General features: G+C 38.1%; 27 protein-coding genes. 13 read left to right on the plus strand and 14 right to left on the minus strand.

Going from position 1 to position 26,006, the window contains the following annotated elements; genetic code table 11:
• Positions 1 to 36 precede the first annotated feature (36 nt).
• Positions 37 to 861, plus strand: coding sequence for a MerR family transcriptional regulator (locus J2Z32_RS02040; protein ID WP_210087455.1), 825 nt, complete (start codon positions 37 to 39; stop codon positions 859 to 861).
• 28 nt (positions 862 to 889) lie between these two features.
• On the opposite strand, the gene J2Z32_RS02045 is transcribed toward J2Z32_RS02040, so the two are convergent.
• Positions 890 to 2,218: a HAMP domain-containing sensor histidine kinase gene (locus J2Z32_RS02045; RefSeq protein ID WP_210087456.1), complete on the minus strand. Its 1,329-nt coding sequence runs from the start codon at positions 2,216 to 2,218 to the stop codon at positions 890 to 892.
• Entirely contained in the window at positions 2,211 to 2,903 is a 693-nt protein-coding gene (locus tag J2Z32_RS02050; RefSeq protein ID WP_210087457.1) for a response regulator transcription factor, read from the minus strand. The genes J2Z32_RS02045 and J2Z32_RS02050 overlap by 8 nt, the downstream gene beginning before the upstream one ends.
• A gap of 154 nt (positions 2,904 to 3,057) precedes the next feature.
• On the opposite strand from J2Z32_RS02050, the gene J2Z32_RS02055 reads away from it, so the two are divergent.
• Both J2Z32_RS02055 and J2Z32_RS02060 read left to right on the plus strand, forming a co-directional pair.
• The gene (locus tag J2Z32_RS02055) at positions 3,058 to 3,756 is read left to right on the plus strand and encodes a TVP38/TMEM64 family protein (RefSeq protein ID WP_210087458.1); all 699 of its coding nucleotides are present in this window, start codon (positions 3,058 to 3,060) and stop codon (positions 3,754 to 3,756) included.
• 16 nt (positions 3,757 to 3,772) lie between these two features.
• A complete protein-coding gene (locus J2Z32_RS02060) occupies positions 3,773 to 4,318 on the plus strand; it encodes a GNAT family N-acetyltransferase (protein WP_210087459.1) in 546 nt (181 codons plus the stop codon).
• Between the two features lie 31 nt (positions 4,319 to 4,349).
• Here J2Z32_RS02060 and J2Z32_RS02065 read toward each other — a convergent pair whose 3' ends face one another.
• Positions 4,350 to 5,558, minus strand: coding sequence for a benzoate/H(+) symporter BenE family transporter (locus tag J2Z32_RS02065; protein ID WP_210087460.1), 1,209 nt, complete (start codon positions 5,556 to 5,558; stop codon positions 4,350 to 4,352).
• A gap of 199 nt (positions 5,559 to 5,757) precedes the next feature.
• Here J2Z32_RS02065 and J2Z32_RS02070 point away from each other — a divergent pair, with 199 nt between their 5' ends.
• From J2Z32_RS02070 to J2Z32_RS02105, 8 genes are all read left to right on the plus strand, one after another.
• Positions 5,758 to 6,255 (plus strand): stalk domain-containing protein, encoded by a 498-nt coding sequence (locus J2Z32_RS02070; RefSeq protein ID WP_210087461.1) that lies wholly within the window; start codon positions 5,758 to 5,760, stop codon positions 6,253 to 6,255.
• An 81-nt stretch (positions 6,256 to 6,336) separates the two neighbouring features.
• The gene (locus J2Z32_RS02075; RefSeq protein WP_210087462.1) at positions 6,337 to 7,044 is read left to right on the plus strand and encodes a response regulator transcription factor; all 708 of its coding nucleotides are present in this window, start codon (positions 6,337 to 6,339) and stop codon (positions 7,042 to 7,044) included.
• A gap of 164 nt (positions 7,045 to 7,208) precedes the next feature.
• Positions 7,209 to 8,081, plus strand: a complete 873-nt coding sequence (locus J2Z32_RS02080) for a HAMP domain-containing sensor histidine kinase (RefSeq protein ID WP_425342978.1) — start codon at positions 7,209 to 7,211, stop codon at positions 8,079 to 8,081.
• Between the two features lie 39 nt (positions 8,082 to 8,120).
• The gene (locus tag J2Z32_RS02085; protein ID WP_210087464.1) at positions 8,121 to 8,831 is read left to right on the plus strand and encodes a cytochrome c biogenesis CcdA family protein; all 711 of its coding nucleotides are present in this window, start codon (positions 8,121 to 8,123) and stop codon (positions 8,829 to 8,831) included.
• 27 nt (positions 8,832 to 8,858) lie between these two features.
• Positions 8,859 to 9,407 carry a redoxin family protein gene (locus tag J2Z32_RS02090; RefSeq protein WP_210087465.1) on the plus strand — a complete coding sequence of 183 codons (549 nt, stop codon included), beginning with the start codon at positions 8,859 to 8,861 and terminating at the stop codon, positions 9,405 to 9,407.
• A gap of 15 nt (positions 9,408 to 9,422) precedes the next feature.
• A complete protein-coding gene (gene msrB, locus J2Z32_RS02095; protein ID WP_245251050.1) occupies positions 9,423 to 10,520 on the plus strand; it encodes a peptide-methionine (R)-S-oxide reductase MsrB in 1,098 nt (365 codons plus the stop codon).
• A gap of 53 nt (positions 10,521 to 10,573) precedes the next feature.
• Positions 10,574 to 10,945 carry a VOC family protein gene (locus tag J2Z32_RS02100; protein WP_210087466.1) on the plus strand — a complete coding sequence of 124 codons (372 nt, stop codon included), beginning with the start codon at positions 10,574 to 10,576 and terminating at the stop codon, positions 10,943 to 10,945.
• A gap of 109 nt (positions 10,946 to 11,054) precedes the next feature.
• On the plus strand, positions 11,055 to 11,306 hold the full coding sequence (locus J2Z32_RS02105; protein ID WP_210087567.1) for a hypothetical protein: 252 nt from the start codon (positions 11,055 to 11,057) through the stop codon (positions 11,304 to 11,306).
• Positions 11,307 to 11,419: 113 nt separating this feature from the next.
• On the opposite strand, the gene J2Z32_RS02110 is transcribed toward J2Z32_RS02105, so the two are convergent.
• Complete coding sequence (locus J2Z32_RS02110) at positions 11,420 to 12,559, minus strand: hypothetical protein (protein WP_210087467.1); 1,140 nt, start codon at positions 12,557 to 12,559, stop codon at positions 11,420 to 11,422.
• A 432-nt stretch (positions 12,560 to 12,991) separates the two neighbouring features.
• Here J2Z32_RS02110 and J2Z32_RS02115 point away from each other — a divergent pair, with 432 nt between their 5' ends.
• Both J2Z32_RS02115 and J2Z32_RS02120 read left to right on the plus strand, forming a co-directional pair.
• Complete coding sequence (locus J2Z32_RS02115) at positions 12,992 to 13,900, plus strand: alpha/beta hydrolase family protein (protein WP_210087468.1); 909 nt, start codon at positions 12,992 to 12,994, stop codon at positions 13,898 to 13,900.
• 272 nt (positions 13,901 to 14,172) lie between these two features.
• Positions 14,173 to 15,651 (plus strand): carboxypeptidase-like regulatory domain-containing protein, encoded by a 1,479-nt coding sequence (locus J2Z32_RS02120; protein WP_210087469.1) that lies wholly within the window; start codon positions 14,173 to 14,175, stop codon positions 15,649 to 15,651.
• A gap of 82 nt (positions 15,652 to 15,733) precedes the next feature.
• Here the strand turns inward: J2Z32_RS02120 and J2Z32_RS02125 are convergent, their stop codons facing one another.
• The 10 genes from J2Z32_RS02125 to J2Z32_RS02170 all read right to left on the minus strand — a co-directional run bounded on the left by J2Z32_RS02125 (position 15,734) and on the right by J2Z32_RS02170 (position 25,992).
• Positions 15,734 to 16,705, minus strand: a complete 972-nt coding sequence (locus J2Z32_RS02125; RefSeq protein ID WP_210087563.1) for a tRNA dihydrouridine synthase — start codon at positions 16,703 to 16,705, stop codon at positions 15,734 to 15,736.
• Positions 16,706 to 16,900: 195 nt separating this feature from the next.
• On the minus strand, positions 16,901 to 18,370 hold the full coding sequence (gene gtfA, locus J2Z32_RS02130; RefSeq protein ID WP_210087470.1) for a sucrose phosphorylase: 1,470 nt from the start codon (positions 18,368 to 18,370) through the stop codon (positions 16,901 to 16,903).
• Between the two features lie 44 nt (positions 18,371 to 18,414).
• Positions 18,415 to 19,371: a carbohydrate kinase family protein gene (locus tag J2Z32_RS02135; protein ID WP_210087471.1), complete on the minus strand. Its 957-nt coding sequence runs from the start codon at positions 19,369 to 19,371 to the stop codon at positions 18,415 to 18,417.
• An 8-nt stretch (positions 19,372 to 19,379) separates the two neighbouring features.
• Entirely contained in the window at positions 19,380 to 19,883 is a 504-nt protein-coding gene (locus J2Z32_RS02140) for a DUF3237 domain-containing protein (protein ID WP_210087472.1), read from the minus strand.
• Complete coding sequence (locus J2Z32_RS02145; RefSeq protein WP_210087473.1) at positions 19,868 to 20,686, minus strand: alpha/beta hydrolase; 819 nt, start codon at positions 20,684 to 20,686, stop codon at positions 19,868 to 19,870. The genes J2Z32_RS02140 and J2Z32_RS02145 overlap by 16 nt, the downstream gene beginning before the upstream one ends.
• 6 nt (positions 20,687 to 20,692) lie before the next feature.
• Positions 20,693 to 21,673 (minus strand): alpha/beta hydrolase, encoded by a 981-nt coding sequence (locus tag J2Z32_RS02150; protein WP_210087474.1) that lies wholly within the window; start codon positions 21,671 to 21,673, stop codon positions 20,693 to 20,695.
• A gap of 18 nt (positions 21,674 to 21,691) precedes the next feature.
• On the minus strand, positions 21,692 to 22,498 hold the full coding sequence (locus J2Z32_RS02155; protein ID WP_210087564.1) for a Nif3-like dinuclear metal center hexameric protein: 807 nt from the start codon (positions 22,496 to 22,498) through the stop codon (positions 21,692 to 21,694).
• Positions 22,499 to 22,554: 56 nt separating this feature from the next.
• Positions 22,555 to 23,454: a carbohydrate ABC transporter permease gene (locus J2Z32_RS02160; RefSeq protein WP_210087475.1), complete on the minus strand. Its 900-nt coding sequence runs from the start codon at positions 23,452 to 23,454 to the stop codon at positions 22,555 to 22,557.
• A 12-nt stretch (positions 23,455 to 23,466) separates the two neighbouring features.
• On the minus strand, positions 23,467 to 24,390 hold the full coding sequence (locus J2Z32_RS02165) for an ABC transporter permease (protein ID WP_210087476.1): 924 nt from the start codon (positions 24,388 to 24,390) through the stop codon (positions 23,467 to 23,469).
• A gap of 90 nt (positions 24,391 to 24,480) precedes the next feature.
• Complete coding sequence (locus tag J2Z32_RS02170) at positions 24,481 to 25,992, minus strand: ABC transporter substrate-binding protein (protein WP_210087477.1); 1,512 nt, start codon at positions 25,990 to 25,992, stop codon at positions 24,481 to 24,483.
• Positions 25,993 to 26,006 lie beyond the last annotated feature (14 nt).

Here is a 26,006-nt window from a genome sequence, read left to right on the forward strand (position 1 = left end):
AATTTTATTTTTTCCTTTTAGGAGGTTAGTTTAGTTATGCATCAAAACGACTTATTATCGATAAGTGCATTTTCAAAAATGGTAGAAACACCACGTAAAACACTCATTTATTATGATCAAATTGGGTTATTTAAGCCTGCATGGGTAGCAGACAATGGTTACCGTTACTACCACCGTAGCCAAATAGATACCATTGGTGTCATTTATATTTTTAAGGAGCTTGGCATGTCGCTGGATGAGATTCAAGTCCATTTAGGCAAACGTACACCCGCCAGTACACTTGAACTTTTTCATAAACAGGAGAAACTGATCCAATTGCAAATTGCAAAGCTGGAACGAGCACAGCAAATGATTGTTAAACGCGCTGAGAATATTGAGCATTCGCTGAATGTGGATATTAATGAGATGAATATCATTTGGCAAAATAAAACACCGATCCTTTTAAGCACTCGTATAGACACCAACAAACAACAATTTCCAGAAGAGCTATGGAATGATTTTCAATTCCGTCTCCAGAAGGAAAATGCACCGCTCGGATATCCAATTGGGGTTATTATTCCGCAGGAAAGCTTGCTTAAGAAACATGGGGATCAGATGTCTTATATGTATTGCTATATGAATACCCAATTCCACAAGCAGGCATATATGCCAAAGGGATTTTACTTAGTTTCTTATAGCAGAGCAGACTATGGAGATACAGATAAAATTTATCCACAAATTTTTGATCATATTGAAAAAAATAATTACGTTATCATTGGGGATGCTTACGAGGAATATTTACAGGATGAGGTCTCAATCCAAAATCCAGATGAATATTTGGTTAAAGTGATGGTGCATATCGAAAAACCAGTGAATGGTTAAAGAGAGGGAAATATTTTAATTTCCCATCTTATTTTTTCATAATAATAGGCAATGTGATGTGTAATGTGAATAATTCCTCATCATTAACAACATTTAGTGTCCCATTAAGCTGTTGTATCATTTTTTGGCAGCTAACCAAGCCAATTTCATTACTATCATTTTTCTTATCTACTTTTTTAACGGCATTTTGCACAAGTAAGTGGAACATCGACTGCTCCATATAGTAGCTAATTTTTATAGGCTGAGACGGATTTGCATATTTTTGAATGTTGGAAAATATGTTATCAAACACACGACGAATAGAAACCAAATTGACTTCAAGCCAACCTTCCTCAGGTTTTGTATCCATCTCAAAGTCAAAATCCATATTACTTAATACAAATAGCTGCTCCTCGATGAGTTGATCCATCAATGCACATGCCTCATACGTTTCAAACTCAATCTCCTCTTCCTCAGAGTTAGAAGCAACAGTAAAGTATTCGAACAGCTTATCTGTTAGTGCTTTAATCTGATACGCCTTTTCTCTACTATTATGGATGTATTGTAATAAGTCCTCTTGCGTCTTATATTTATTAAGCTGAATAATGTCCATGTAGCCTAATAAAATGGTAAGTGGGGTACGCAAATCATGAGAGATCGTTGTAATTAATTCTCGATTGGCTTGCCTTATATTCTCTTCACTGCCCAGTCGGTCCCTAAACGATTGCCGCATCTCATTTATACTTTGTGCTAACGAGGATAACTCATCATTGCCTGAAACAGTAATGGAGTAATCTAAATTGCCACCCTCTAATATTTTGATCTCGCGCTCCAGTACACCGATATAGGATGTTTTTTTATTGATCATGAATAAAAACGAGCCTACAAATAAAATACCCGCTACAGAGAAGCACAATAGAAGAATGAGGTTATAATACTGGTATTCATAGTAACCAACCAAGTACACTTCCGCATTTTGATCCACAAATGAAATGGTTATGATGGGTATTTTAGATGGAATAAGCTGTGTTAAAAGTTGCTCATTCATAGCTGGAGTTAGCTCGGTATTATTTGAGGAGTAAATTAACTTTTTATCGACAAAAAGATATAAATTTAAATATCTCTCCTTACGGATCCATGCGGATAATCGCTCATGATCTCCGGTTGAAATATGCTCATCACGAACAAAGGTGCTAAAGCGGTCTAATGCATCTTGTTGTCTTTTCTCTACAAAGGTCGACTTGCTTATATAATTGTTGATTATACTTTCACTTGCACTTTCCAAAACAAGGAATGAACCTACAAAAATAAGAAGTGAAAATAGTACAGCAAATACTAATTTAAGCTTCAGCTTTTTGCCAATAAGTAATTTATTCAACCTTATACCCCTTCCCCCAAACCGTTTTAATATATTTAGGGTTTTGTGGATCATCCTCTAGCTTGCTTCTAAGATTACGAATATGCACCATAACTGTATTATTGCACGTATAAAAATAAGGTTGTCCCCATACACTCTCATAAATATTTTCTGCTGAAAATACCTTTCTTCTTTTTTTAGCTAATAAGAGCAAAATGTTAAATTCTATCTCCGTGAGCGCAATTTCCTTTCCACCCACAGTTACCATTTTAGATTCTTGCTCCACAATGAGGTCCTTAATCATAATTTTATCAAATTCCTCTGCCTTCTCCTTTCCACGATAAACATAATATCTACGTAACAAAGCTTTGACTCTAGCTACCAGTTCAGTATAGGAAAAAGGCTTAGATAAAAAATCATCACTGCCAGACGAAAATGCGAGCTGTTTATCTGAATCTTGTGTTTTAGCCGTTAAAAATAAAATGGGTGCGCTCGTTTTTTCACGAATCTCAACACATGCTTTTAGACCAGATTTATTAGGCATCATAATATCTAAAATGATAAGATCAATTTCTTCATTAACTTTATCTATTGCATCTTGACCATCCACTGCCTCAATGACGATATAATTTTCACTTTCCAATAATATTTTAACGATTTCTCTAATTTCACTATTATCATCAGCAATTAAAATTTGCTTGCCCATAAGATCCCTCCGTTCATGTTCAGTATAATGTTTGGTCTTGATCCTCACCAGTCAATACATCAAACTTAAGAATTCTTCAGAAATCATATAGATAACTCTTAATGAAATCAAATTATACTTAAAATATAATCACCGTCATGTAAGGAGCAGTGCGATGCGACATTTATCAAAAAGTAATATATTAAAAATAGCTTTGCTCATATTAACAGCCATTTCAATCATCATTTTTATTTATTATTCGCCTGAAATTTTAAGAATATTATCCTCCATGGATAATTTTAGAGAATATATTCGTTCTACAGGAAGCTGGGGACCGATTATGTTTATTCTCTTTCAAGTTCTTCAGATTGTAATTGCACCTATTCCAGGAGAAGTCGTCCAAATTGCAGGGGGTTACATTTATGGTATTGGTCTTGGGACGTTATATAATACGGTAGGCATGGTGTTAGGTTCAGCGATGGCTTTTTATTTTACTCGTTTTATTGGTCGCTCTTACATTGAAAAGCTACTACAAAAAAAAGATTACAAGTGGATGGCACTTATCAAGGATGAAAAGAAATTTTCCGTATTTTTATTTATCTTTTTCGTTATTCCTGGGTTACCAAAGGACTTTCTCGTATACGTAGCTGCTTTAACGTCAATAAGCTCCTTGCGTTTCTTCATCATTTTGCTTGTTGCACGTTTACCATGGATTATCGGCTCAGTCGCCGTTGGCTCCACGATTCATTTAGAACAATACGGATCAGCGATCATTATTTCTGTCATCTCTGTGGTCGCTTTCATCTTCGGTTATATTTATAAGGATAAGTTAGTCCAAATTTTTTCGAAAACAGAAAATGAGACGGGAAAATAATTAGGAGGCATTACCTATGCTTAAATTTGAAACCAATCGTTTAATATTAAGAAACTTTGCTACAGAAGATGCACAAGGATTGTTTGAATATACGGAAAACCCTAGAGTAAACTGCTTCTTGATTGATAAAAATTCATCCTTTGAGGAAGCATTGCTAAAGGTAAAAAAAAGAAGTTGGGATGATACTTATCTCGCAGTTGCATTAAAGGAAAATAATCAGCTTATTGGCGAGTTATTTTTGATGAAGGAAGATCCTGATACTTATAGTGTTGGATGGCACTTTAATGAGAAATACGAAGGAAAAGGATATGCAACTGAAAGTGCTCACGCACTTTTGAGGTATCTCTTTATGGAGAAAGACGCCAGAAGGGTGTATGCCTATGTTGAGGATGATAACTTGCGGTCACAAAAACTGCTCGAAAAGTTAGGCATGCGTAAGGAAGGTTGCTTTATTGAGTACATTTCATTTACTAAAAATGAAGATGGCACACCAAAATATGAAAATACATTTCAATATGCCATCTTAAAGAGGGAATGGCTTGAGCTTACATCAAAACTTTAATAAACTATTGATTTTACAACTTCATCACAATTTACCTTCTTAAAAAGCTAGTAAAGGATGGAGTTTTGCCATTAATCAGTAGATGCGCTAACAACCCTGCAACAAGTCCCCAAAATGCACCACCAACACCAAGCAAGGTTACATTTGCTGCTGTTGCTAAAAACGTAATTAATGCGGTCTCACGACCCTTTGGTTCTATCAAAGCATTAGCAAGGCTCCCACCAATCGTGCCAATTAGAGCGAGTCCTGCTAATGTTGCAATAAATGTAGCAGGAAGAATTAGAAATAAAGCTGCTAACGTTACCCCAAAAATGCCCACAGTAATATAAAAAACTCCACATGCAATGCCTGCAATATAGCGTTTTGATGCATCTTCATGTGCATCCTTCCCTGTACAAATCGCCGCTGTAATCGCAGCTACATTAAAGGCATGTGAACCAAAAGGTGCTGTGATCAGAGAGCCCAAGCCTGTTGCAATTAAAATTGGATTTGCACTCGTTTTGAAACCGTCATTCCGTAAGACAAGCATACCCGGCATGTATTGCCCAGTTAATGTAATAATAAATAACGGCAGTGCAACTCCTAATAAAGCATGTAATGAAAACTGTGGAGCAACAAACACCGGTGATGCAATGGTTAAAGTAATGGCACTGAAATCAGCCTTACCTGTACTCATTAAATAAATCAATCCGATGACTAAAATACCTACAATCGCATAACGTGACGTAAATCGCCTTAGTAAAATATAAGAGGCAAACAATATAACGACAAGGATCGGATCTATCTTTGCGCCCGCAAATGCAGAAATACCAAACTGCAACAAAATTCCAGCTAGTAATCCTGAAGCAATCCCGGAAGGTATAAGCTGAACAAAACGTTCAAACATCCCTGTTAAACCTAAAATAATGAAACCTACTGCGGAAATCATGTAAGCGCCAATAGCTTCTGGATAAGGAGTGACGGCCAGCGCTGACACTAGAAATGCAACACCTGGTGTAGACCACGCTGTAATAATCGGTTCCCGATATCGATAGCTTAGCCATATCCCAGTTATACCAACCCCAATGGAAATCGACCAAATCCATGATGCAGTCATTTCAGGGCTTAAGCCCGCAACTTTCGCCGCCTGAAATACAAGAATAAAAGTTCCTCCGTAATTCACAATAACCGATATTAAAGCCGCAATCGTTGGTGATATTAAATCACGCCCACGTAGTAAAGGAGATGTATGTTTTCTCATCGTTCTCCTACCTCCTCTTCATCTATCTCTCTTTTTTGCTAGTATATCAACAATTGGATTGGTTATATCTATCCAAAGAACACAAAAATGAGCAGTCCAAAAATGATCGTAATAAAATTGTAAGACTTAGCTTAGAGAATCGTAAGCTCTGTTATTTAATCTAACCATGAAAGAAAACCAATATTGGAGGTTGAATAAAATGATGAAAAGAAATCGTGGAAAAACATTATTGATGATGGCGGTATTAATCCTCTCACTTACATTTTCTGGATTAACCAATGCCGCAGGAATCAAAATGATGAAAAAGAATGGAATGGAGCTACTTAATTTAAGACAGGCATCAGAAATGTATGGCTATAGTGTACAGTGGAACAGTAAAGAAAGATCCGTCACTTTAGTTTACAAAGGTAAGATGGATGGAATGATGAAAGATGACAACATGGGCATGAAAGACGACATGATGGCGAAGGATGACATGGGCATGAAAGACGACATGATGATGAAGGATGACATGGGCATGAAAGATGACATGAAGCCTGTGGGCCAAAGTATTAAGCTTTGGATCGGATCAAAAAAAGTAACAGTTAATGGGAAGCAAATTAAACTGGATACTGCCCCTACAGTTTCTAAGGGTAGCACTTATGTAACTAAAAAGTTGGTTAATCAGTATATGAAGCCTACAGCTTCAATGAAATAGAGGTAAACAGACTGCGCAGCATCGTCAGCCCATGGTATGATGAAGTCAAATTTAATTTTCTCAATAATGGGGTGATTCAGTGTGAAGGAAACAATATTAGTCGCTGATGACGATGCAAATATTACGGATGTTTGTCGCAGATATTTGGAAAGAGAAGGTTATTTAGTTATTACTGCTAAAGACGGCGTAGAAGCCATCGAGTTATGGCAAAGTCAAAGTCCAAGCTTGATTGTATTAGACCTGATGATGCCGGGTAAAAGTGGTTGGGAGGTTTGCAACGAGATTCGCCAAACGGAAGATATCCCCATTGTAATGTTGACCGCCCGTGGCGAAGAGCAGGATCGATTGATGGGACTGACGATGGGTGCAGATGACTATTTGACCAAACCATTTAGTCCAAGAGAACTCGTGTTACGCGTACAAGCAATTTTACGTCGAATGCGCTATGTAAATTCCTCGCCAACTAAGGCATCTGAACATACCATTAAATATGAAGGACTTACTATAGACGTTGGTAAGCGTACAGTAGAGATCAACGGGCATGAAATCGATTTGACTGTAACAGAATTTGATATGCTATTTCTACTAGCAAGCCATCCAGGTCAAGTATTTTCTAGAACACAGATTTTGAGTAAAATATGGGATTTTAGCTATGAGGGAGACACAACGACTGTGACCGTGCATATTCGGAGATTACGGGAAAAGATTGAACCCACTCCTTCTGAGCCAAAGTATATTAAAACAGTCTGGGGTATAGGCTATAAGTTTGCAGGTGATGGGAACTCATGAAGCTACGTACTTACTTATTATTATCGAGCCTGTCAGGGATTGGTGTCTTATTAGTATGTTTATTTGTTAGCTATAATAGAATGTTTCTTTCTATTGAGCAATTGTATTGGTTGTCTAGTGTAACCGTTGGGGTGGGCGTCCTCTCCTTTATCCTTCAGTATTTGATGACAAAACCTTTAGAGAAATCGATACAGCAAATTACAGAACAAACGATCCAAATTGCCGAGGGGGATTTCGATAGCAAAGTCCCCTTAATCGGCCCCCAAGAGTTCAAGCTTCTCGCAGCACAATTTAACACGATGAGCTCCAAATTAGAGGAAAGCTTTAACGATCTGCATCACTCTGAATCTGCTAGACGGGAGTTAATTGCAAACGTCTCTCACGATTTGCGAACACCGTTAGCCTCCATCCAATCCTTTGTAGAAGCTCTAGAGGATGATGTCATTAAAGACAAGGATACGTTTGAGCGTTACCTCAAAACGATTCGGTTAGAAACAAAGCGATTAGCAGGGCTTATTCAGGACTTATTTGAATTATCAAGTATAGAAGCAAAAGGCGATGTGTTCGAGCCTATTCCATATCATGCAGATGAGTTGTTACTAAGTACGCTGGAAAGCTTCTCTTTCCACCTCGCTGAGAAAAAGCTGGATGTCGACATTGATTTACCGCATAAATTACCTGCTGCACTGATGATGCCTGCACAAATCAAGCGAGTATTATCTAATTTACTACAAAATGCCATACAGTACTCTCCAGTTGAAGGGAAAATCGTTTTATCCGCTACAGAGAAGGGTAAATTTTTAATAATTTCGGTTATAGATGAAGGAGAAGGCATCGAAGAAGCAGAAACTTCACGTATATTTGAACGTTTTTATCGAATTGATAAAGCACGTAGCAAAAATAATGGTGGCGCAGGACTTGGTCTTGCCATTGCTGAATCCATCGTCCAGCTCCATGGTGGTGAAATCGGGGTGAACAGCACTATAGGAAACGGTAGTTGCTTCTGGTTTACACTTCCGATTTATTTCAGTCGTTGATCCTTAGCAATTACTAAGCATAGTTAGGTGGTGATAGGTATGGGTATCGACTTTGTATACCTGTTTGGTGTATTTGGAGCAGGGGTACTCTCGTTTTTCTCCCCTTGTATTTTGCCATTACTGCCAGTGTATGTATCCTATTTGTCGGGAAATATCGTAAATGAGGACAGCAATATAAATCATGACTCGGTTACGATTCGAGCTGGATTTTTTGTAAGAACCTTGTTGTTTGTGCTCGGGTTGTCCGTCGTGTTTATTATACTTGGCTTTGGTTCTGGTGTACTTGGCAATTTAATTACAAGCTCTAAGTTTATTGCGATTTGTGGGGCTATCGTTATCTTATTTGGGATTTACCAAACAGGATGGATTAAATTTCCTTGGTTAGAGCGAGAGCGAAAGCTATCTAGTAACCATGCTAACAAAGGGAGTTATGTTGGCGCATTCCTACTTGGCTTAACATTTAGTTTCGGATGGACGCCGTGTATCGGACCTATATTAGCTGCCATACTTGGTATTGCCGCGGGCGAGGGCTCCCCTACTTATGGCGGATTACTCATGCTCCTTTATACATTAGGCTTAGCGATTCCTTTTTTGATCATGTCACTATCTTCACAATTTTTTATTAAACGGGTGCGTCGTTTGTATAAATATATGGGTGTAATCAAAGTAGGCTCAGGCCTTATGCTTATTGTGATGGGCGTCTTGCTGATGACTGATCGGCTTAATATGATTGTAAGCTGGTTTCAATAATGATGAGAACAATAGGGGGAACAACAGATGAAACGTACATGGAAATGGCTTGGTTACGTGCTTATCATAGGTAGCTTATTAGCCACCTTAACCGCCTGTGGCACCAAACAGCCCTCACAAAGCAATAATATGGGAGCACAAGCTACTATGAACAAGGGGGAAGCCGCTCCACAGTTTGTATTAAATGATTTAAAAGGCAACTCCTTTCAACTAAAGGATGCTCAAGGTAAAAAAGTATATGTGAAATATTGGGCTTCTTGGTGTTCGATTTGCCTTGCAGGTCTTGAAGACCTCAATACATTAGCCGGTCAAGAAAAGGATTTTAAAGTTATAACGATCGTAACGCCTAACTACAAAGGGGAAAAATCCGCTAAGGAGTTTGCTGAATGGTTTAACAGACAACCTTACAGTAACTTGACTGTCTTGTTAGATGAGGATGGGGAATGGGCTAAACAGTTTGGACTCAGAGCTTATCCAAGTTCATTTTACATTGGCTCAGACGGTATTTTGGCTAAATCACAACCAGGTCATGCTGACAATGAGCAAATTGTTGAGACTTTGAACGGAATGAAGTGAGGAAGGAGTAACGATATGAAGTTGATGAAAAGTAGTGTGCTGGGTCTATGTCTTCTTACAATGATTATCGTTTTGTCTGCATGCGGTAGTAAAGCTGAGAGCAAAATTGCTGCTGCCCCCTCGCCTCAAAAACCAATAGTAACCGTCTCTGAGGATGAGTTAAAAGAGGTGTATTTAGCTGGTGGCTGTTTTTGGGGAGTCGAAGCATATATGGCACGAATTCATGGGGTTCAAGATGTAACCTCTGGTTATGCCAATGGAGAAGGTGAGCAACCTACCTATGAAGATGTTATTCGGGGTGACCGTGGTTTTGCTGAAACCGTTCATGTAAAATACGACCCAAAACAAGTAAATCTAGAGAAATTGCTTGAGTATTACTTCAGAGTGGTTGATCCTACTAGTCTAAATAAGCAAGGAAACGATCAAGGTATTCAATATCGGTCAGGTATTTATTATACGTCAGATGAAGACGCTAAAATCATTCAACAGGCCGTAGCCGAAGAGCAAAAGAAATATGACAAACCGATCGTAACAGAAGTTAAACCGCTACAAAACTATTATTTAGCTGAGGAATATCATCAGGATTATTTAGAAAAAAATCCAAATGGTTATTGCCATATTGATTTAAGTATTTTGGATAAACAAGAAATCGTGATTGACCCTACGATGTATCCACGTCCAACAAACGAAGTATTAAAGGATCGATTAACCAATGCCCAGTATGCCGTCGCTGTAAATAATAATACGGAACGCGCCTTTAGTAACGAATATTGGGACAATTATGAACCAGGCTTGTATGTGGATGTTACAACGGGTGAACCTTTATTTACTAGCGTAGATAAATATGATTCTGGCTGTGGCTGGCCGAGTTTTACGAAGCCAATTGCACCTGAGGTAGTCACGTATAAAACCGATACTAGCTTCGGGATGGAGCGTACAGAGGTTAGGAGTCGAGCAGGTGACATCCATCTTGGTCATGTGTTTGACGACGGGCCTGCCGATCGTGGTGGTAAACGTTATTGTATCAACAGTGCCTCCATTAAGTTTATTCCGCTAGATAAAATGAGAGAAGAAAATTATGGATATTTATTGCCATTGATGGAATCAAAATAGCATGAATTTAGCGTATACATTTGAAGAGCGCTATAGAAGGAAGTGTTGAGTCTATGAATTTACGTCTAAATTGGATTACGCTTAGGGTACAAGATCTTGAGACTTCATTACATTTTTATAACCAAGTATTAGGACTTCCTATTGAGCGTAAATTCGAGAGCAGAGGAAAGCAAATCGCGATGTTAATTATGGATGGGCAAGCGAAGCTAGAGCTGATTCAAGGAAGTGAGCAAGTGGTGAAGCCAGAGTGTGGGATCTCCCTTGGCTTTGAGGTGGAGTCATTAGATGAAGCTATGATTTATTTAAAAACCCAAGGCATCGAAGTAGCTCGTGGCCCCATTACACCTAATCCTCATTTAAGTTTCTTCTATATACTTGACCCAGACGGCTTTGAGGTGCAATTAGCGGAGCATAATAAGAAATAATAAATAGCCAAGACCTTAACAGGATACTTTGACTATAATCATTGTTTACCTTTAACTGGATATTGCTGAATAGTATGATAACATTATAATTCAGTTATAGGAGGCCCTAATGGCTAAAACAAAACGTGGTAAAGGCTTATGGAACACAACGTCAAGAGGAAGAGGAACTTGCCCAATCTGCCTCTCCACTCGCATCAAGCTGCTTTATTCTGCGACAAATTCGGAAGGTAAACCAGTAACAGTATGTAAAAGATGTAGTTCAGCAACTGCAAAAAGTGCTGATCACGCTGTAGACACAGCGAATTTAGGATTTCGTAGGAAGCTACGGCGAGAACTAAATCAACTAAAGCAAAATGTGTAAAAAGTAATGCAAGTTGATATGAAGGATTTTATATTGTAAGACGGGGTTACTCTAAATGACAGAGTAACCTCGTTTATTTTTTAATTAGCAATCTTCACTATTTTATTAAGTGTTTATTCTACTCTAGTCACGTTATTTAATGAATATGTTCTGCCGCCGTCTTTTGTATAATGATAATTAAATGGACTTAAAAATTCAGCTACCTCGAACGTATCAAGATTAATAACAATATAGTGATTACCCCAGTCAAAATCTGTAGATGAATTACCTAATGTTCTTGGTGTCTTTAAGCCAGAAGGATCTATATAATTCATAACATGTACTACATCACCTTTATCATTACTATAATAACTATTAAAGTAGAGGTACGATCCTTTTGACACATCGATTAATAAGGCATTATTTGCCGTATACGGCTTACTGCTATTAAATGAAGCTAAATAAGTTCCCTTAGAGGTTATCGCGCTAATTGACATATCTCTTGCACTATACCCAAGAGGAAGATACCATGTTTCATGTTCCTCCCATTTTAAATTGGTTATGATATTATCACCATTACTGCGAATTTCATTGTTACTATAAAATAAAACGACTCGGGCAAGATCTGATGTACGATTAATGATACTTTTGGCTCCAGAAGGATTAGAGCAATTCCACATTAAGGTGTATGTCCCAGTAACTTTACCACTGGATGATCCTATCACAATGGCATAAGTACCAGAAGGTAAAGCCCCAAATTTATCACTGCTATTCGCATTAACAATAAAATTAGAAGGTTGCAAATTACCTTGGGCGTCAACTATAAATATTTGAGCTATTAATTCAGAACTGCTAGCAGCTAGTTTTAAAGCTGCCGTTCTATTACTAGAAGCATTAACTAAATAAATGTCATAGGCCCCTGTTAATTTTCCATCGCCAACAAAAACGGGGTCATTAATCTGCCAGGTGCTATTTGTTGATATCCCTTGTGTAGTATTATTTTCAATATTATTGTAATTTTTTAGAGTATCTATTTTAAAATTTGTATTAACATTTAGTTGTGGGAAGCTACTATCATCTACAGTGATTTTTTGTATATCCTGTGCTTCCATTTTTTCTGCTTGATCAAAATCAGAATTGCTTATTTTTTGCACTATTCCCTCTGATTCATCATTAACATTTGGTACATCATCTGTTGCAAAAACATTAGAATTCATTCCAAAAATCATGATAAGTGCTACCATCAATGGTAATAACTTTTTTAATCTAAACATATACCAACACACCTTCCTTAATATTATTTTTTTTCAGATTTTATTTAACTCTTAATTCATACTTTAATCTACTACCCACCTTCAAATTTAAAAGCTATTAATCTTAAAAAAATAGCCCTCTTCATTTTTTCACCTTCTTTCGGATTAAATGCTCTGCATCAAATCAATTCTAATTAGAGCTTAACTATCTGATAGGAAAAATTATGCCGGAGAATTCTATTAAAATATCATCTTTTTATAAAATATGTATTAATTTGTAATTCAATATATTTCAATTATACATTAAAACCCATTAAATGAAAATTTTTTCCTGTTAACTAAAATATATTATTCTTTTTCGAATCATAACCTATTATTTTCACGTATACATTTTCAGAAGTATATTAATAGAGAAAATAGTAAACATAATAAGACGATCGAGAGGTCACACCTATGTCTTTCTTTAAGAACCGAAAGTGGATTTTATGGTTAGTCGCTGTATTACTTATCGTTGTAGTCCCACTCACGATTTTCTTGCAAATAATTATCCATTCCAACGTGCCAGCACTTGCGGAAGGAAGTATTGAGCAGCATTATTCACAACAGGGTAACTATGATGTAAAAATAGAAGAGGTAAAGAGCACTAATGGTGAGGATTTACTTAGAATTTATTATCCCGCATTTCAAGTGGGCGAAACGTACCCTATTATTTCTTGGGGGAATGGAACGGACGCTACACCTGATCGATACAACGAAATTCTTACTCATCTTGCTAGCTGGGGCTTCATCGTGATTGATTCCTATAGCAAAACAACAGGAACAGGCAAGGAAATTATGGAGGGAATTGAATACTTGGTAGGTCAAAACCAACAAGCAGACAGTTTATTTTATAAAAAAGTAAATATAGATCAGATTGGCGTAGCTGGACATTCGCAAGGCTCAACTGGGGTTATTAATGCACATACTAACTTTAAAAATGGATCGTTAATTAAAACGATCGTATCGATTGCCCTGCCTGATTTGAAATATTGTGATCCAGAGGATGTGTACGATACAGCACGTATTCAGGTTCCTTTTCTCATTATGGGCGGAACACGAGATTTTCTTATTTCACCACGATCAAGCAATCAACTAGCTTTAAAACACACTAGCAAAAACACACCGGTTATGATGGGAATCGCAAAAGGTGCAGCACATACTGCAATTGAAGGTGATGGTGGTAATCATCGAGGCTACTTAACTGCGTGGATGAGTTATCATCTGCTTGGTGATCAAGAAGCTAAGAAGGCATTTTATGGCGAGGATGCTGAGATGATGCATAATGGGAATTGGGTTGATGTGATGCAGGGAAATATGAGATAGGATAAAGGCGTGCATTAACATAAAAAAACCGGCAGAAATGCCGTTTTTTTTATTTTGGTAACCCAGTTACTATTTTCCATAATAATCAATTAAAATACAATAATTATTTATTAATGCTAATAAAATCCAATTTATAGCCGATATAATAAACAGATGTCAAAAAAGAAAGCAGGTGATAAAATGCGAATTTCATTTTTTAGTATTTTTAAAAGTGGCTAGGAATAACTCTATTTTACTGTAGTAGATAAGTTTAAAATAAGAGGAGGATAAGTATGAAAAAGTTATTTTTTAAAGTAACAACTACTTTCTTAAGTACTATATTATGTCTTTCCTTGGTATACAGTATTAGTAATGCATCTGCATCAGAAATTGCAAAAGATGAAGTCCCCTCATCTCTTAGCATTACTGAAATACAGCATCAATTAAATGAAATTCCATTGAATAACAATGAACTACTCTCAAATGTTAAAATACAAGAAAGCATTATTAATGATTCAAAAGTACTTTCAAATATTCAAGCCCAAGAAAACCAACCACCAGTTGCAGGTTTGAGAATGGTTGTGCTTAATCCAGCGTCAATGATAAATGGTAAGCTTACAACTAAAACACAAATTGCATGGTTATGGTCATACAATGGTGAAAACTATTCCTATGACCCTGATGGGGATAATATTGTAGATATGCAGGTTGGAGGTATTTCTAATAGTGATATTATAGGATCAATAAGTGGAAATATCGGATTTGCAACTCAATTTAATACCGCAGCACAATATCAGCTTACATTCAAGGTGAAAGATTCACGAGGTGCATGGTCAAATACAGCAAAATATGTATTTAATATAGAACCAGCTGATGGAAGCGCAAGACCAACAGCCAAAATTAGCTTTTCTTCTAACAAGCTAATCCCTAATCAATTAATGATGATCTCTTGGGCGGGATCTGACAATCTTGATAAGATAGCCAATATTGGCGGAATGGTAATTAAGGATGGTGTAACCACGCCACTAACTGATTTTGTTAAACAAATGGATCAAACAAATTGTGTTCTATCTTTCAATGAAGTTGGTAATTACGAAATATGGTTCAGAGTTGGAGATAAAAATAACGCATGGTCAGATTGGACTATTCTTACAGTTGCAGTAGAAAGTGCCTCTATGACTGATGTAACGATAAATGGTATATATGAACCAACCAGCACCTCAGCTTGGTGGGTAGATAATCAGCGAGCAATTAGTACAGATGTAGAGGCAAGCCAAGCTGGCGCAGAATATTTATTCGAACACTTTGGTTCTCACAATTTCCCCTCCTCATTACCAGATAAAATAGTAACTGGGGTTGACTTTAAAGTTTCTGGTAGATTAATTTCAGATTCAGGAAATCCAATTGCTAATACAAGCGTAACAATTAATATGCCATTAACAAGGGGCTGTGGAATATACCAAACTATACTAACAGATAGCAATGGTTATTTCTCATATCAACCAAAAACAGATCAATTCTGGTTTGATACAGGTTACTTAACTAATGGAATTTATGACTATAGAGCTGTAGGTGACATTTCAGATGTTTATACAAAATACATCCGCTCTTCATCTACAGGGACAAATTATCTGTATCCAACAGTGATAAAAGTTTCAGCAGGAGGAAAGACTTATACAGAGGAAATTACCTTTTCAGTTGGTTACACTAAAGTACAGTCGGTTGGTAATATAATGTACTCTGGGGGAAATTGGATGTATATAGGTAAATAAGCATAAACAGAAGTAGGAGAAGCCCCTCGTTATGCTTTAACGACGGGCTTCTTTGTGCGAAAATTCACAATACTTTTAATCACTACTCCATACCACTCTCTCTCCCAAACTCATCCAGCAACGCTCTCGCCCCATCTGTCAATTTAGCATTCATCAAATTATTTCTAAGCTCGCTTGCCCCTCGGAATCCACGCACATATATTTTGAAGAAACGAGCAAGTGCACTAAAGGATCGTGGAATCTCGGCTGAATAATAATCATGAAGATCAAGGTGCAAGCGAAGCAAATCAAGCAACTCCTCGCTGCTATGCTCCTTTGGTTCGACCTCAAATGCAAATGGATTTTGGAATATACCTCGTCCAATCATAATTCCATCTACACCGTATTGCTCTGCCAGCTTAAGTCCTGTCTGACGGTCAGGGATATCTCCGTTAATCGTTAGCAACGTGTGCGGTGCAATCTCATCACGAAGCTTTTTAATCTCAGGAATCAATTCCCAATGCGCATCTACCTTACTCATTTCTTCTCTCGTCCGTAAATGAATCGATAGGTTTACAATATCTTGCTGTAAAATGTGAGTTAACCAATCACGCCATTCTTCAACTGCAGTAAAGCCTAATCTCGTTTTCACACTTACAGGCAAGCCTCCAGCTTTAGCTGCTTGGATAATGTCTGCGGCAACCGTAGGACGGCAAATTAAGCCACTTCCCTTTCCATTTTCTGCGACGTTGACGACAGGACAACCCATATTAATATCAATGCCCTTAAAGCCTTCTTTCGCCATCCCAATGCTCATCTCACGAAAAAATTCAGGCTTATCTCCCCAAATATGAGCAACAATCGGTTGTTCATCCTCGGTAAAAGCTAAACGTCCACGCACACTTTTATGTCCCTCTGGATGACAATAGCTTTCCGTATTCGCAAACTCCGTAAAAAACACATCAGGTTTCCCCGCTTTGCTTACAACATGACGAAAAACAACATCCGTCACATCTTCCATCGGTGCTAATATAAAAAAGGGTCGTGGTAAATCACGCCAAAAATTTTCCTTCAACATTTCAAATCTCCTCTATAGCTACAGGACCGTTGTCCAAAAATTGTGTTAAATAACTCTTTAAAACCTTTAAAATTGACATAAATAATCTATGACAGTGTAACATTGTTTAATCATCAAGATCAATGCTCTCCGCAATTCCATTAAGTACAAAAAGAGCATCCCATTTAAGAGACGCTCGCTTTATATACAAATTTAAACCAAATACTCAACTTCTTGCCCGTTATCGTCAATATATTTAATGACAGTATGATTGCTTTTCAAGTTGATGAACAAGCTACACCATAATGTATCCTTTTTCCACGTAAACATGATTTCATCTTGGGCGCAAGGAACAATACTAAACTCCCCATTAAATGCATCATATTCATTTCTAAAGCGGATCAACTGCATAAGCCTTTGAACGACACTTTTTTGTACCGCGTCCTCAACTTCTTCTACAGTAAAGTTATGTCGATTGATTTCACGTCCTTCACCTGATTTTTCAACCGCTTCTGTATCATTTTCACCCGCAAGAAGTCCTACATAATAAACCTGAGGTATGCCTGGCACAAAAAATTGAATGGCTCTGGCAGCCAAATAAGCATCATCATCATGATTCAAAACGGAATAATAAGAGCAACGAATTTGGTGAACATCAAAGCCATCCTCCGACTTATGCTCATCAGATAAAATTAAGCTAAGGTTTGCTCCTCTTTCCAGACAAACATCCACAAGCTTTCTCGCTTCCTTTGGGTCAATCAACTCATCCATATCGGGCTTCACAGGGATACCGTCATGACAATCCAGCATCGTAAACTGCTTAGCAGGTCTGTTCTCCAAATATTGATAAAGCTTTTCGTTCGATTGCCCGATTAAAGTGTCCAATATCGTATAGGGTAAAATAAAATCATAAATCCAAAAGCCATGCTCAGCTAGCTTATACTGAATGGAATAGTGGGAATGAACCTCTGGTAATAGTTCAATACCAAGTGAGCTTGCAAGCTCGTTAATCCAATCTAGAAATTCATAAATTTCAGGTTCTACGAAAAAGCAGCTTGTCCCTAGCTTCTTAATAATATAACCCACTGCATCCAATCTCACGATTTTGACGTTATGCTTACTGAAGTTTTCAAAAAACTGTCTAAAAAGCGCTTTTACCTGCTCTGAATGAATATCTAAATCAATTTGCTCAGATGGATCGGTTTTGCCAAAGGTTGTCCATACCTTCTCTTCTTCACCTGTATTAGTAATCTGGAAGGTAGAATACGGAAGTGGTCTACGTAAAAACATTTTACTGATGTCCTCATCAACCGGTTGTCCATCCTCCCAAATTTTATCTAACGTAATAAACAGATCGACATATTCCGATTGTCTACCCTTTTCCAAAAAATCTTGGAAATACTTAGACTGCCTAGAGATATGATTGACCATTAAATCAACCAACACATCAAAGCTTTCGCCAATAGCGCTAACATCCTCCCAGCTTCCAAAAGCAGGATCAATCTCTAGGTACGTAAGTGGAGCAAACCCACGATCTCCCGAGGATGGGAAAGGAGGAAGAATATGAATGCCGCCTTTAAATATGTCCGAAAAGTGCTTTTTTAATAGTTCATGTAGCGTTTTTAAGTCTCCACCCATAGAGTCAGGATAAGTAATAAGCTGTACTTTATTTTTTACTGCCATGTCACATTTCTCCTCCTGATTAGCGCAGCTCAGTTGTTATTTCACTATAAGCTATATATTTTCTTTATTTCCTCAAGCTCTGGCATAGCTACGACAGCCCCCATAAACTTCAGTTTATATGCGCTGACTGCAAAACCAAGCATCAAAGCTTCTCTTAACGTATATCCTTTTACGATACCAGCATAAAATCCTGACCAAAATGCATCTCCAGCACCGGTAGTATCCACAATTTCATTAGCAAGTGTAGAAAATTCCACAGTTTCCTTACCATTAGAGACGATAGCGCCATCTTTGCCTAAGGTCATGATGACCAGTTTGGCACCTAGCGTAAGAAACTTTTCAATTTGATTTAAATGAGTGTCCTTTCCAAACAATCGTTCTGCATCATCTTCGGAAGGCTTTACGATATCCACCTTACCAACGATAGACTTAATATAGGCAAGCCCATCCTCCCCATTGTCCCACAGCATGGGATGATAATTAGGATCAAAGCCAATTAAGGAACCATGCTCCTTTGCTGTTGTAATCACATTTTCTATCGTATGTCGTGCAGGGCTTTTGGAAATAGGCCAGCTTGAGAAGTGAACAATTTTAGAGTTTTTGATCGCTTGGTCAAGCTCGTTGGTATAGCTTAGTTGGTAGTCAGCTCCCCTGTAAAAGATTGGGACAGGTGTGTCCATGCTTTTCGTGACCATCACCATACTTGTGGCAGATTGTACTTGCTGTATAAGGGAAGGATCAACACCAGCACCCTGAACCTGATCGATCAAAAAGCTCCCTAGCCCATCTTTACCTACAGCCGCAGCAAGCTTAGCATCTATACCTAGCCTGTGTGTGTTCATTGCAATATTTGCGGGTGATCCACCAAAATATTTGTGATAGGTGCTAGATTCAAAATTGTCACCGTAATCATCCGAGATCATATCGATTAAAAGCTCACCGATGGACAACAGATCATTTTCTTTGTTGGCAAAAGTAAAACGCTCGTCAAATGTAATCATCACAACACCTATTTCAATTTATATATTTTTATGCATACACTAGGTTTTTCCGTTGCACTTGCACTTCCACTTATACCTGCTCCTGCTTCCAAGCTTCCCACAAAAACCCCACTACGCAGCCACTCGTATTTTCCATCCGCGACTTCAAAACGAGTTGTCGTCTTAATCATACTAGAGTGAACAGATTGACTGGTTTGATTAGTTTGACTGGTTTGACTAAGTTCAGACTCAGATGGCAATATACCTTCATTTTCAACAGAGATAACAACCCCATCATCAGTTTGAAGTGCATATTTAGCAAATGCATGTGCTGTTTGATCATGACGTGTCGTATTCCAGTCATACCCACCTGATAAAATGTTGCCCTTGATATTAGGCCCAGAAAAAGTCCCACCTGTGATCGGAATTAGCCTTAAAAATCCTTTTGGCGTCTCCCCTACCTCTTGCGTTTGTCCTAATTCTACTTCGAGCTCAAGCACCAATTCTGCTTCTAGCATCATACTGTTGCCCACTTCATCGCTTTTTCAATATACTCATTCCAGAATTTCCAATCATGCACCCCTGGCGCTTCAATGTAGGTATGCTCTACACCTTCATTCTCAAGAAATTCATGATACGCTCTATTTTCCTTCAACAAAAAGTCCTCTGTTCCACACGCCATATAGATATGAGGGATCACTGCTTTCTCAGGATTCTCAGGATTATCTGCATTGTCCTTTTTCAAATTAAGGATTAAGGCCTCTGGATCCTTATCGCTCCCAAGTAGCTCATTTAAGTCGCCAAACACTCTTCGATAGTAGTTATAGTCTGCAATAGGGTCTTTGAAATCCTCGGGAATACCTGCGATATTTCGTGTGATCAAGGCGGAGGATAAAGCAATAATTTTACTGAAGTGCTGGGAATATTTTAAGCCATTACGTAATGCTCCAAATCCCCCCATTGATAATCCACCGATAAATGTATCTTCTCTATTTGAAGAAATCGGAAAGGTTTTTCTCGTAAATTCAACTAGCTCATTGCCGATAAATTCAGCATGAAGCTCCCCTTTATCACTATCGTCTAAATAAAAGTTATTTTCTCCGCTTGGCATAAATACTGCGGTATTATGAATCAGTGATAATTCCTGAATTTTAGCTCCTAATGACCAATCCATGTGGTTGCCTGCATAGCCATGCAATAGATAAAGGGATTTTATCGGTCCCCGCTCTACTGGCTCTTGGCCTGGAATGTCAAAAGTATCCACGGGAACAAACGCAGTAAACGGAACCTGTCTTTTTAATGACTTAGAAAAAAAGTTCACTTGAAAAAATGCCATCAAAATCTACTCCTTTTCTCCACAATTAAAAGCCTTTTTTAATGCATATATACATTCGCTTCTAGCTCGTTTGCTAATATCTACCTCATTGAAAATCGCATCAAAGCCATGGAAACAGCCTGGATATAAATGAAACTCAACAGCAACGCCAGCCTGCGCAAGTCTAGCAACATAATCTATCGTTTCGTCCCTAAAAGGATCAAGCTGACCGATAAACGTATAGGCAGGTGGAAGCTTACTCAAATCTGTAGCTCTGCTCGGCGCCGCATAAGGGGAAACCTCGTCTAATCTAACACTATGATTATCCTGTGCGACCTGATCATGGGTACCTAAATACATGTTCCATGCGATAATATTACTTTCACGATTCCAAGCTAACGGCATGTTTTCTTCATTGATCTCATAACTAGATGGCGTTTCATTGCGATCATCTAACATTGGATATAAAGGCATTTGAAAAGTAATCTCTGGTCCCCCACGATCACGAGCCAGTAATGCCAACGCGGCAGTTAATCCACCACCAGCACTTGCACCTGCAATGGCAAGCCTTGTAGCGTCAATCTGCAATTCATCGGCATGCTCCGCAGCCCATTTCAGACCAGCATAACAATCTTCAATCGCCGCAGGATAAGGATGTTCCGGTGCTAGACGGTAGTCAATCGATATCACAACACAATGAACCTCATTTACCATGTATTCACAAAATCCATCATCGCCATCAGGGCTACCTAATACATAACCACCCCCATGAATCCAGTAAACGGCGGGTAGAACTGAAGTGGTTCTGTTCTTTGGCTCATAAATTTTCACCCTTAGCTCACATTCTGAACCTTGAAAATGACGAGTAGTGATGTTTACATCTGGCGAGCCCTCCAGTTTGGGCGGCTGAAAGCTTCTCATTTTATCTAAATCCTTAGACAGATCAAACCTTGGCGCATTATTCAATATATCCCGTAGTTCAGGTAACACCTTTTCCTCATACGACATTCCCCAAAACTCCTTTGCTTACAAGTAAGTAAACGGCTCTTTGCAGTCTATAAAATGGACGGGTACGCCATCAAGCATCGGTGCTAACCATTCCGCCATATATTTCATTCCTGCTTCCTCACTACGCTCATGTCCTAAGACCAGCATCGCTTTGTTCATCCCAAGTGCGGCAGCATCACGTACATATGGTGTTAACGTCCATTCAATGATGTCTCCACAGACCATCACGTCCAAATTTTTCTCCCGCATTAACGTCATCGGCATCTCTTCTGTGCCAAGTCCAAGACTTCCGCCACCCACTAAAATGCCTACTCGTCTACACTTCGTCTCTGGCGATCCCACGATTTGAATGACCTGCATGTCTAGCTTTTCTTTAAAAAAGTTACTTAGCTCCACTAACGACATTTCAGGAATTTCATAACTATGGGGATATTGTTGCCCTTCAATTAAATAATCCTTCCATCCGATTTCTTTGATCAAGCCATCATAAATTAAGTCTGTAGGTGCTGCGTGCATATGATCATGGAAACGCCAAATCGCAATATTGTGATCATCTATCAGCTGTTTTTTCTGTAAATATACAGGATCATCACTAAGCCACTCTGTCGTATCACGTCCAGTATAATACGTAGGTTCATGCGTAATAATCAAGTTCGCTCCCTGTTCAATCGCCTGATTAATCACTTCCACTGTTGCCATAAACGTCGTGGCAATGCCAGTTACCTCTGTGTCAGGACTTCCGCTCATCAACTGATCACACGTTTGTTCAAACTTAATACCACCAAATTGATTTAAAATTTCATCAATCACCTGTTGTACCTTCATCACATTTTCTCCTCCTATTATTTTACAAATTATTACACTCTTCTATTATGCTCCTATTATCCTTTTACCGCACCCACCACGACACCTTTAATAAAATACTTTTGCATGAATGGGAAAATAATGACGATTGGAAGTACACCAATTACAGCTAAAGCCATCCGTACCGCATTACTTGGCAGTTGCACTGCTACAGCGCCAATCGCAGAACCCGCCGCCCCAGATTTGAGGTATTGGATATTGTCCATCATTCTAACTAGTAAATTTTGAATTCCATAATATTGTGGTTTAGTAATGTAATATAAGCCGTTAATCCAATCGTTCCAATATGCGATTCCTGTAAAAATACCAATCGTGGCAATCGCAGGTGTAGATAAAGGAAGTATAATTTTGAAAAAGATTTTTAGTTCCTTTGCTCCGTCAATTTGAGCCGACTCTATTAAAGCCCCTGGCACATTATTACGATAATAGTTTGTCATTAAAAACACGTTAAATGCATTCATTAAATAATTGGGTATCATGAGTGCAAATAATGAATCTTTAATATGGAATATTCTTGTCCACATAATATATGCAGGTGCAATACCACCGCTGAATAACATTGTAAATAACACTAGGAACGAAATGATTTTTCCATATTTAAAATCACTTCTGGAAAGCGGATAGGCAAGCATTGCTGTGATAAGCACACCTAGCAAAGTACCTACTGCCGTTACGAAGATAGATACACCATATGCTTTAAAAATCGTTTTAGATTCTGAAACTAGGTAAGAGTAGGCATCCAAGCTTAAAGCTTTTGGAAAAAAGCTATACCCATTAGCAATCAATTCATTTTCTTGTGTAAATGAAGCAATAAAAATTAATAAAATGGGGGCGATACTTAAAATAACTAGAATTATAATTGTGACTTCGGCAAAAATCGTAAACCTTTTCTCCCCACGCGTTTGAAGTTCTGTCATCTGCTTTGCCTCCTAAAACAAAGAGTTATCCGAATCTATTTTTCGCACAATCCCGTTTGCTACCATCACTAATACAAATCCGACCAGTGACTGATATAATCCGGAAGCAGCAGCCATACCTGTATCATTCAGCTGCATCATCGCCCGATAAACAAAGGTATCAATCGTCTGCGTCGTATTGTACAACGCCCCTGAATTCATAGGCACCTGATAAAATAGACCAAAATCTGAATTCATAATTCTTCCTACAGCCAGCAAGGTCATAATAATAATGGTTGGCTTCAACAATGGAAGGGTGATGTCCTTAATTTGTCTAAACTTGCCTGCGCCATCGATTTTAGCTGCTTCGTAAATACTTTTATCCATCCCAGCAATGCTAGCCATGTAGACGATGGAGGAATACCCCGCCGTTTTCCAAATGAAAACAAGTACGATAATGACGGGCCAATATTTAGCTTCTGAATACCATGAGATTTCAGGTAGATTAAATAAACTGAGAATTGTTTTATTAATTAAACCCGAATCCGAATTTAAAAATGAAAATACGATATAGGAGATAACAACGGTCGAAATAACACTAGGAATAATGAGTGCATTTTGATAAAACTTCGATAGAAACTTTTTAGTTAACTCTGTCATTAAAAGTGCAACGATGATCGCACAGATCGTACCAATCACGATAAAGGCTAAATTGTATAAAATCGTATTTCTCGTCATGATCCACGCATCTTTGGTTTTAAATAAAAATGCGAAGTTATCAAGACCTATCCAATCTCCACCAAAAATCCCTTTCGCGAAGTTTTGGCTCTTAAACGCAATGACTACGCCTGCCATCGGGATATAGTTATTTATGAGTAAGTAGATCATTCCCGGAATGGTAAGCAACAGTAACGGTAATGAGCTTTTGGCGCTTTTACGTCTAATTTTTTGTGCCATATCTTTTATCCCTTTCCTGTGGTTAATAAAACACTTCCTTGTGATAAATGAAGTGAAGATTAAATAATCTTCACTCCATTCGACTTGTTCTTATTTATTGTTTTGGGCAAGCCATGCATCAAGCTGTTTTTGTTTCTCAGCCACGATCCGATCCATACCTGCATCCTTGAGTGCTCTAATAATGTTTGGAAGCTCTTTGTCAGGGTCAAGACTACCCGTATTTAATCCAGGTAAATATTGATTAATAATATTCATAACGGAGGAATATTCCGCTTTTAGACTAGAGCTATCGAAGGTGAAGCCAAATGCTTTTGATTTTGCAGAGGAGCTATTTTCACTCTCCATCAGCTTCATATCCTCGATACTTTGGCCTTCCAATGCAAACTGATTAAACATGTTACCTACAATCCCAGAGCTAAGTTGCGCTGTATAAGGGACAGTATTTGCATCTTTACCTTCAGGGAAATTTACATGATCTGCATCAATTTTAGTGTAGTCTTCTCCTTCTAGGCCAAACACGATCAAATTAACAATATCTTTATCTGAGAACGTTAAATTCATAAACTTCATTGCTGCTTCTGGTTTTTCACTGTTTGCAGAAATCGCCCAGCTCACTGCATTCACACTTGTCGTGGATAGATAAGGTTGAGCTAGTCTTACCATATTTACAGGTTTACCGGTCATAGCAGCAATTTGAGCACCTGATTCAAGTCCTGCATAACTTGCAATATAAGAGAAACCACGATCAGACGACATTAGTTCTGTTGCTAAAACGTTAGAGGTTGCTGCGTCCTTAGAGATATAGCCTTTGTTAAACCAATCTCTCGCGATTTTGATTTTTTCTTTAAACTGTTCTGTTTCATAGAAGCTCACAACTTTTGTGCTATCCCCAACTAAAACCGCAGTTGGCTTAAAGATGTCATCCGTCAAATAATCAATGTTATCCATTGTATTCAAAACACCAGATACGCCCTGATTTGCAGGAGCAATTGGAACCATATTTGGATATTTAGCTTTTACCTTTGCAAAAAGGGCATCTAGATCATCAATACTTTTGATATTATCTGGTGAAACGCCTAATTCCTTCATAATATCTTCGCGATACACTAGGTTCGGAGCAAGCGCATAACCTTTGTAGGCTGGAATCGCATAGGTTTTACCATTGGATTGTGTGGACTTCAAGAAATCCTCGCCTACAATCTGCTTGGTCTCTTTCCCATCTTTATCAAGCAAATCATCTAGTGGCATCACCATATTTTTAGAAATATATTGATTCAAGTCGCCCAAAGTATGGAAAATATCAAGTTTTTCGCCACTCTGAATTGCAAGATTGACTTGCTGTGCATAATTTGAAACCCCCATTGGTTTCAGTTTTACTTTTACATTAATTTTGGGAATTGTAATGTCATTGATGGCTTTCTCTACCTTACTGGTATCCTCAGGGACTTTATTGAATGTAACAAAGGAATAGACAATCTCATCCGGATTACTTTGCTTATCCTCTGCGGAATTTTTGGAATTGCCGCTGCTACACGCCGATAATAATGAAGTGGAAAGTGCAACAATAGCTAACCCACTCAAAAGCTTTTTAAATTTTTTCATCTGAATCCCCCTCA

Origin of the sequence: Paenibacillus turicensis, from assembly GCF_017873435.1 — a bacterium.
GTDB classification, from domain to species: Bacteria; Bacillota; Bacilli; order Paenibacillales; family Paenibacillaceae; genus Fontibacillus; species Fontibacillus turicensis.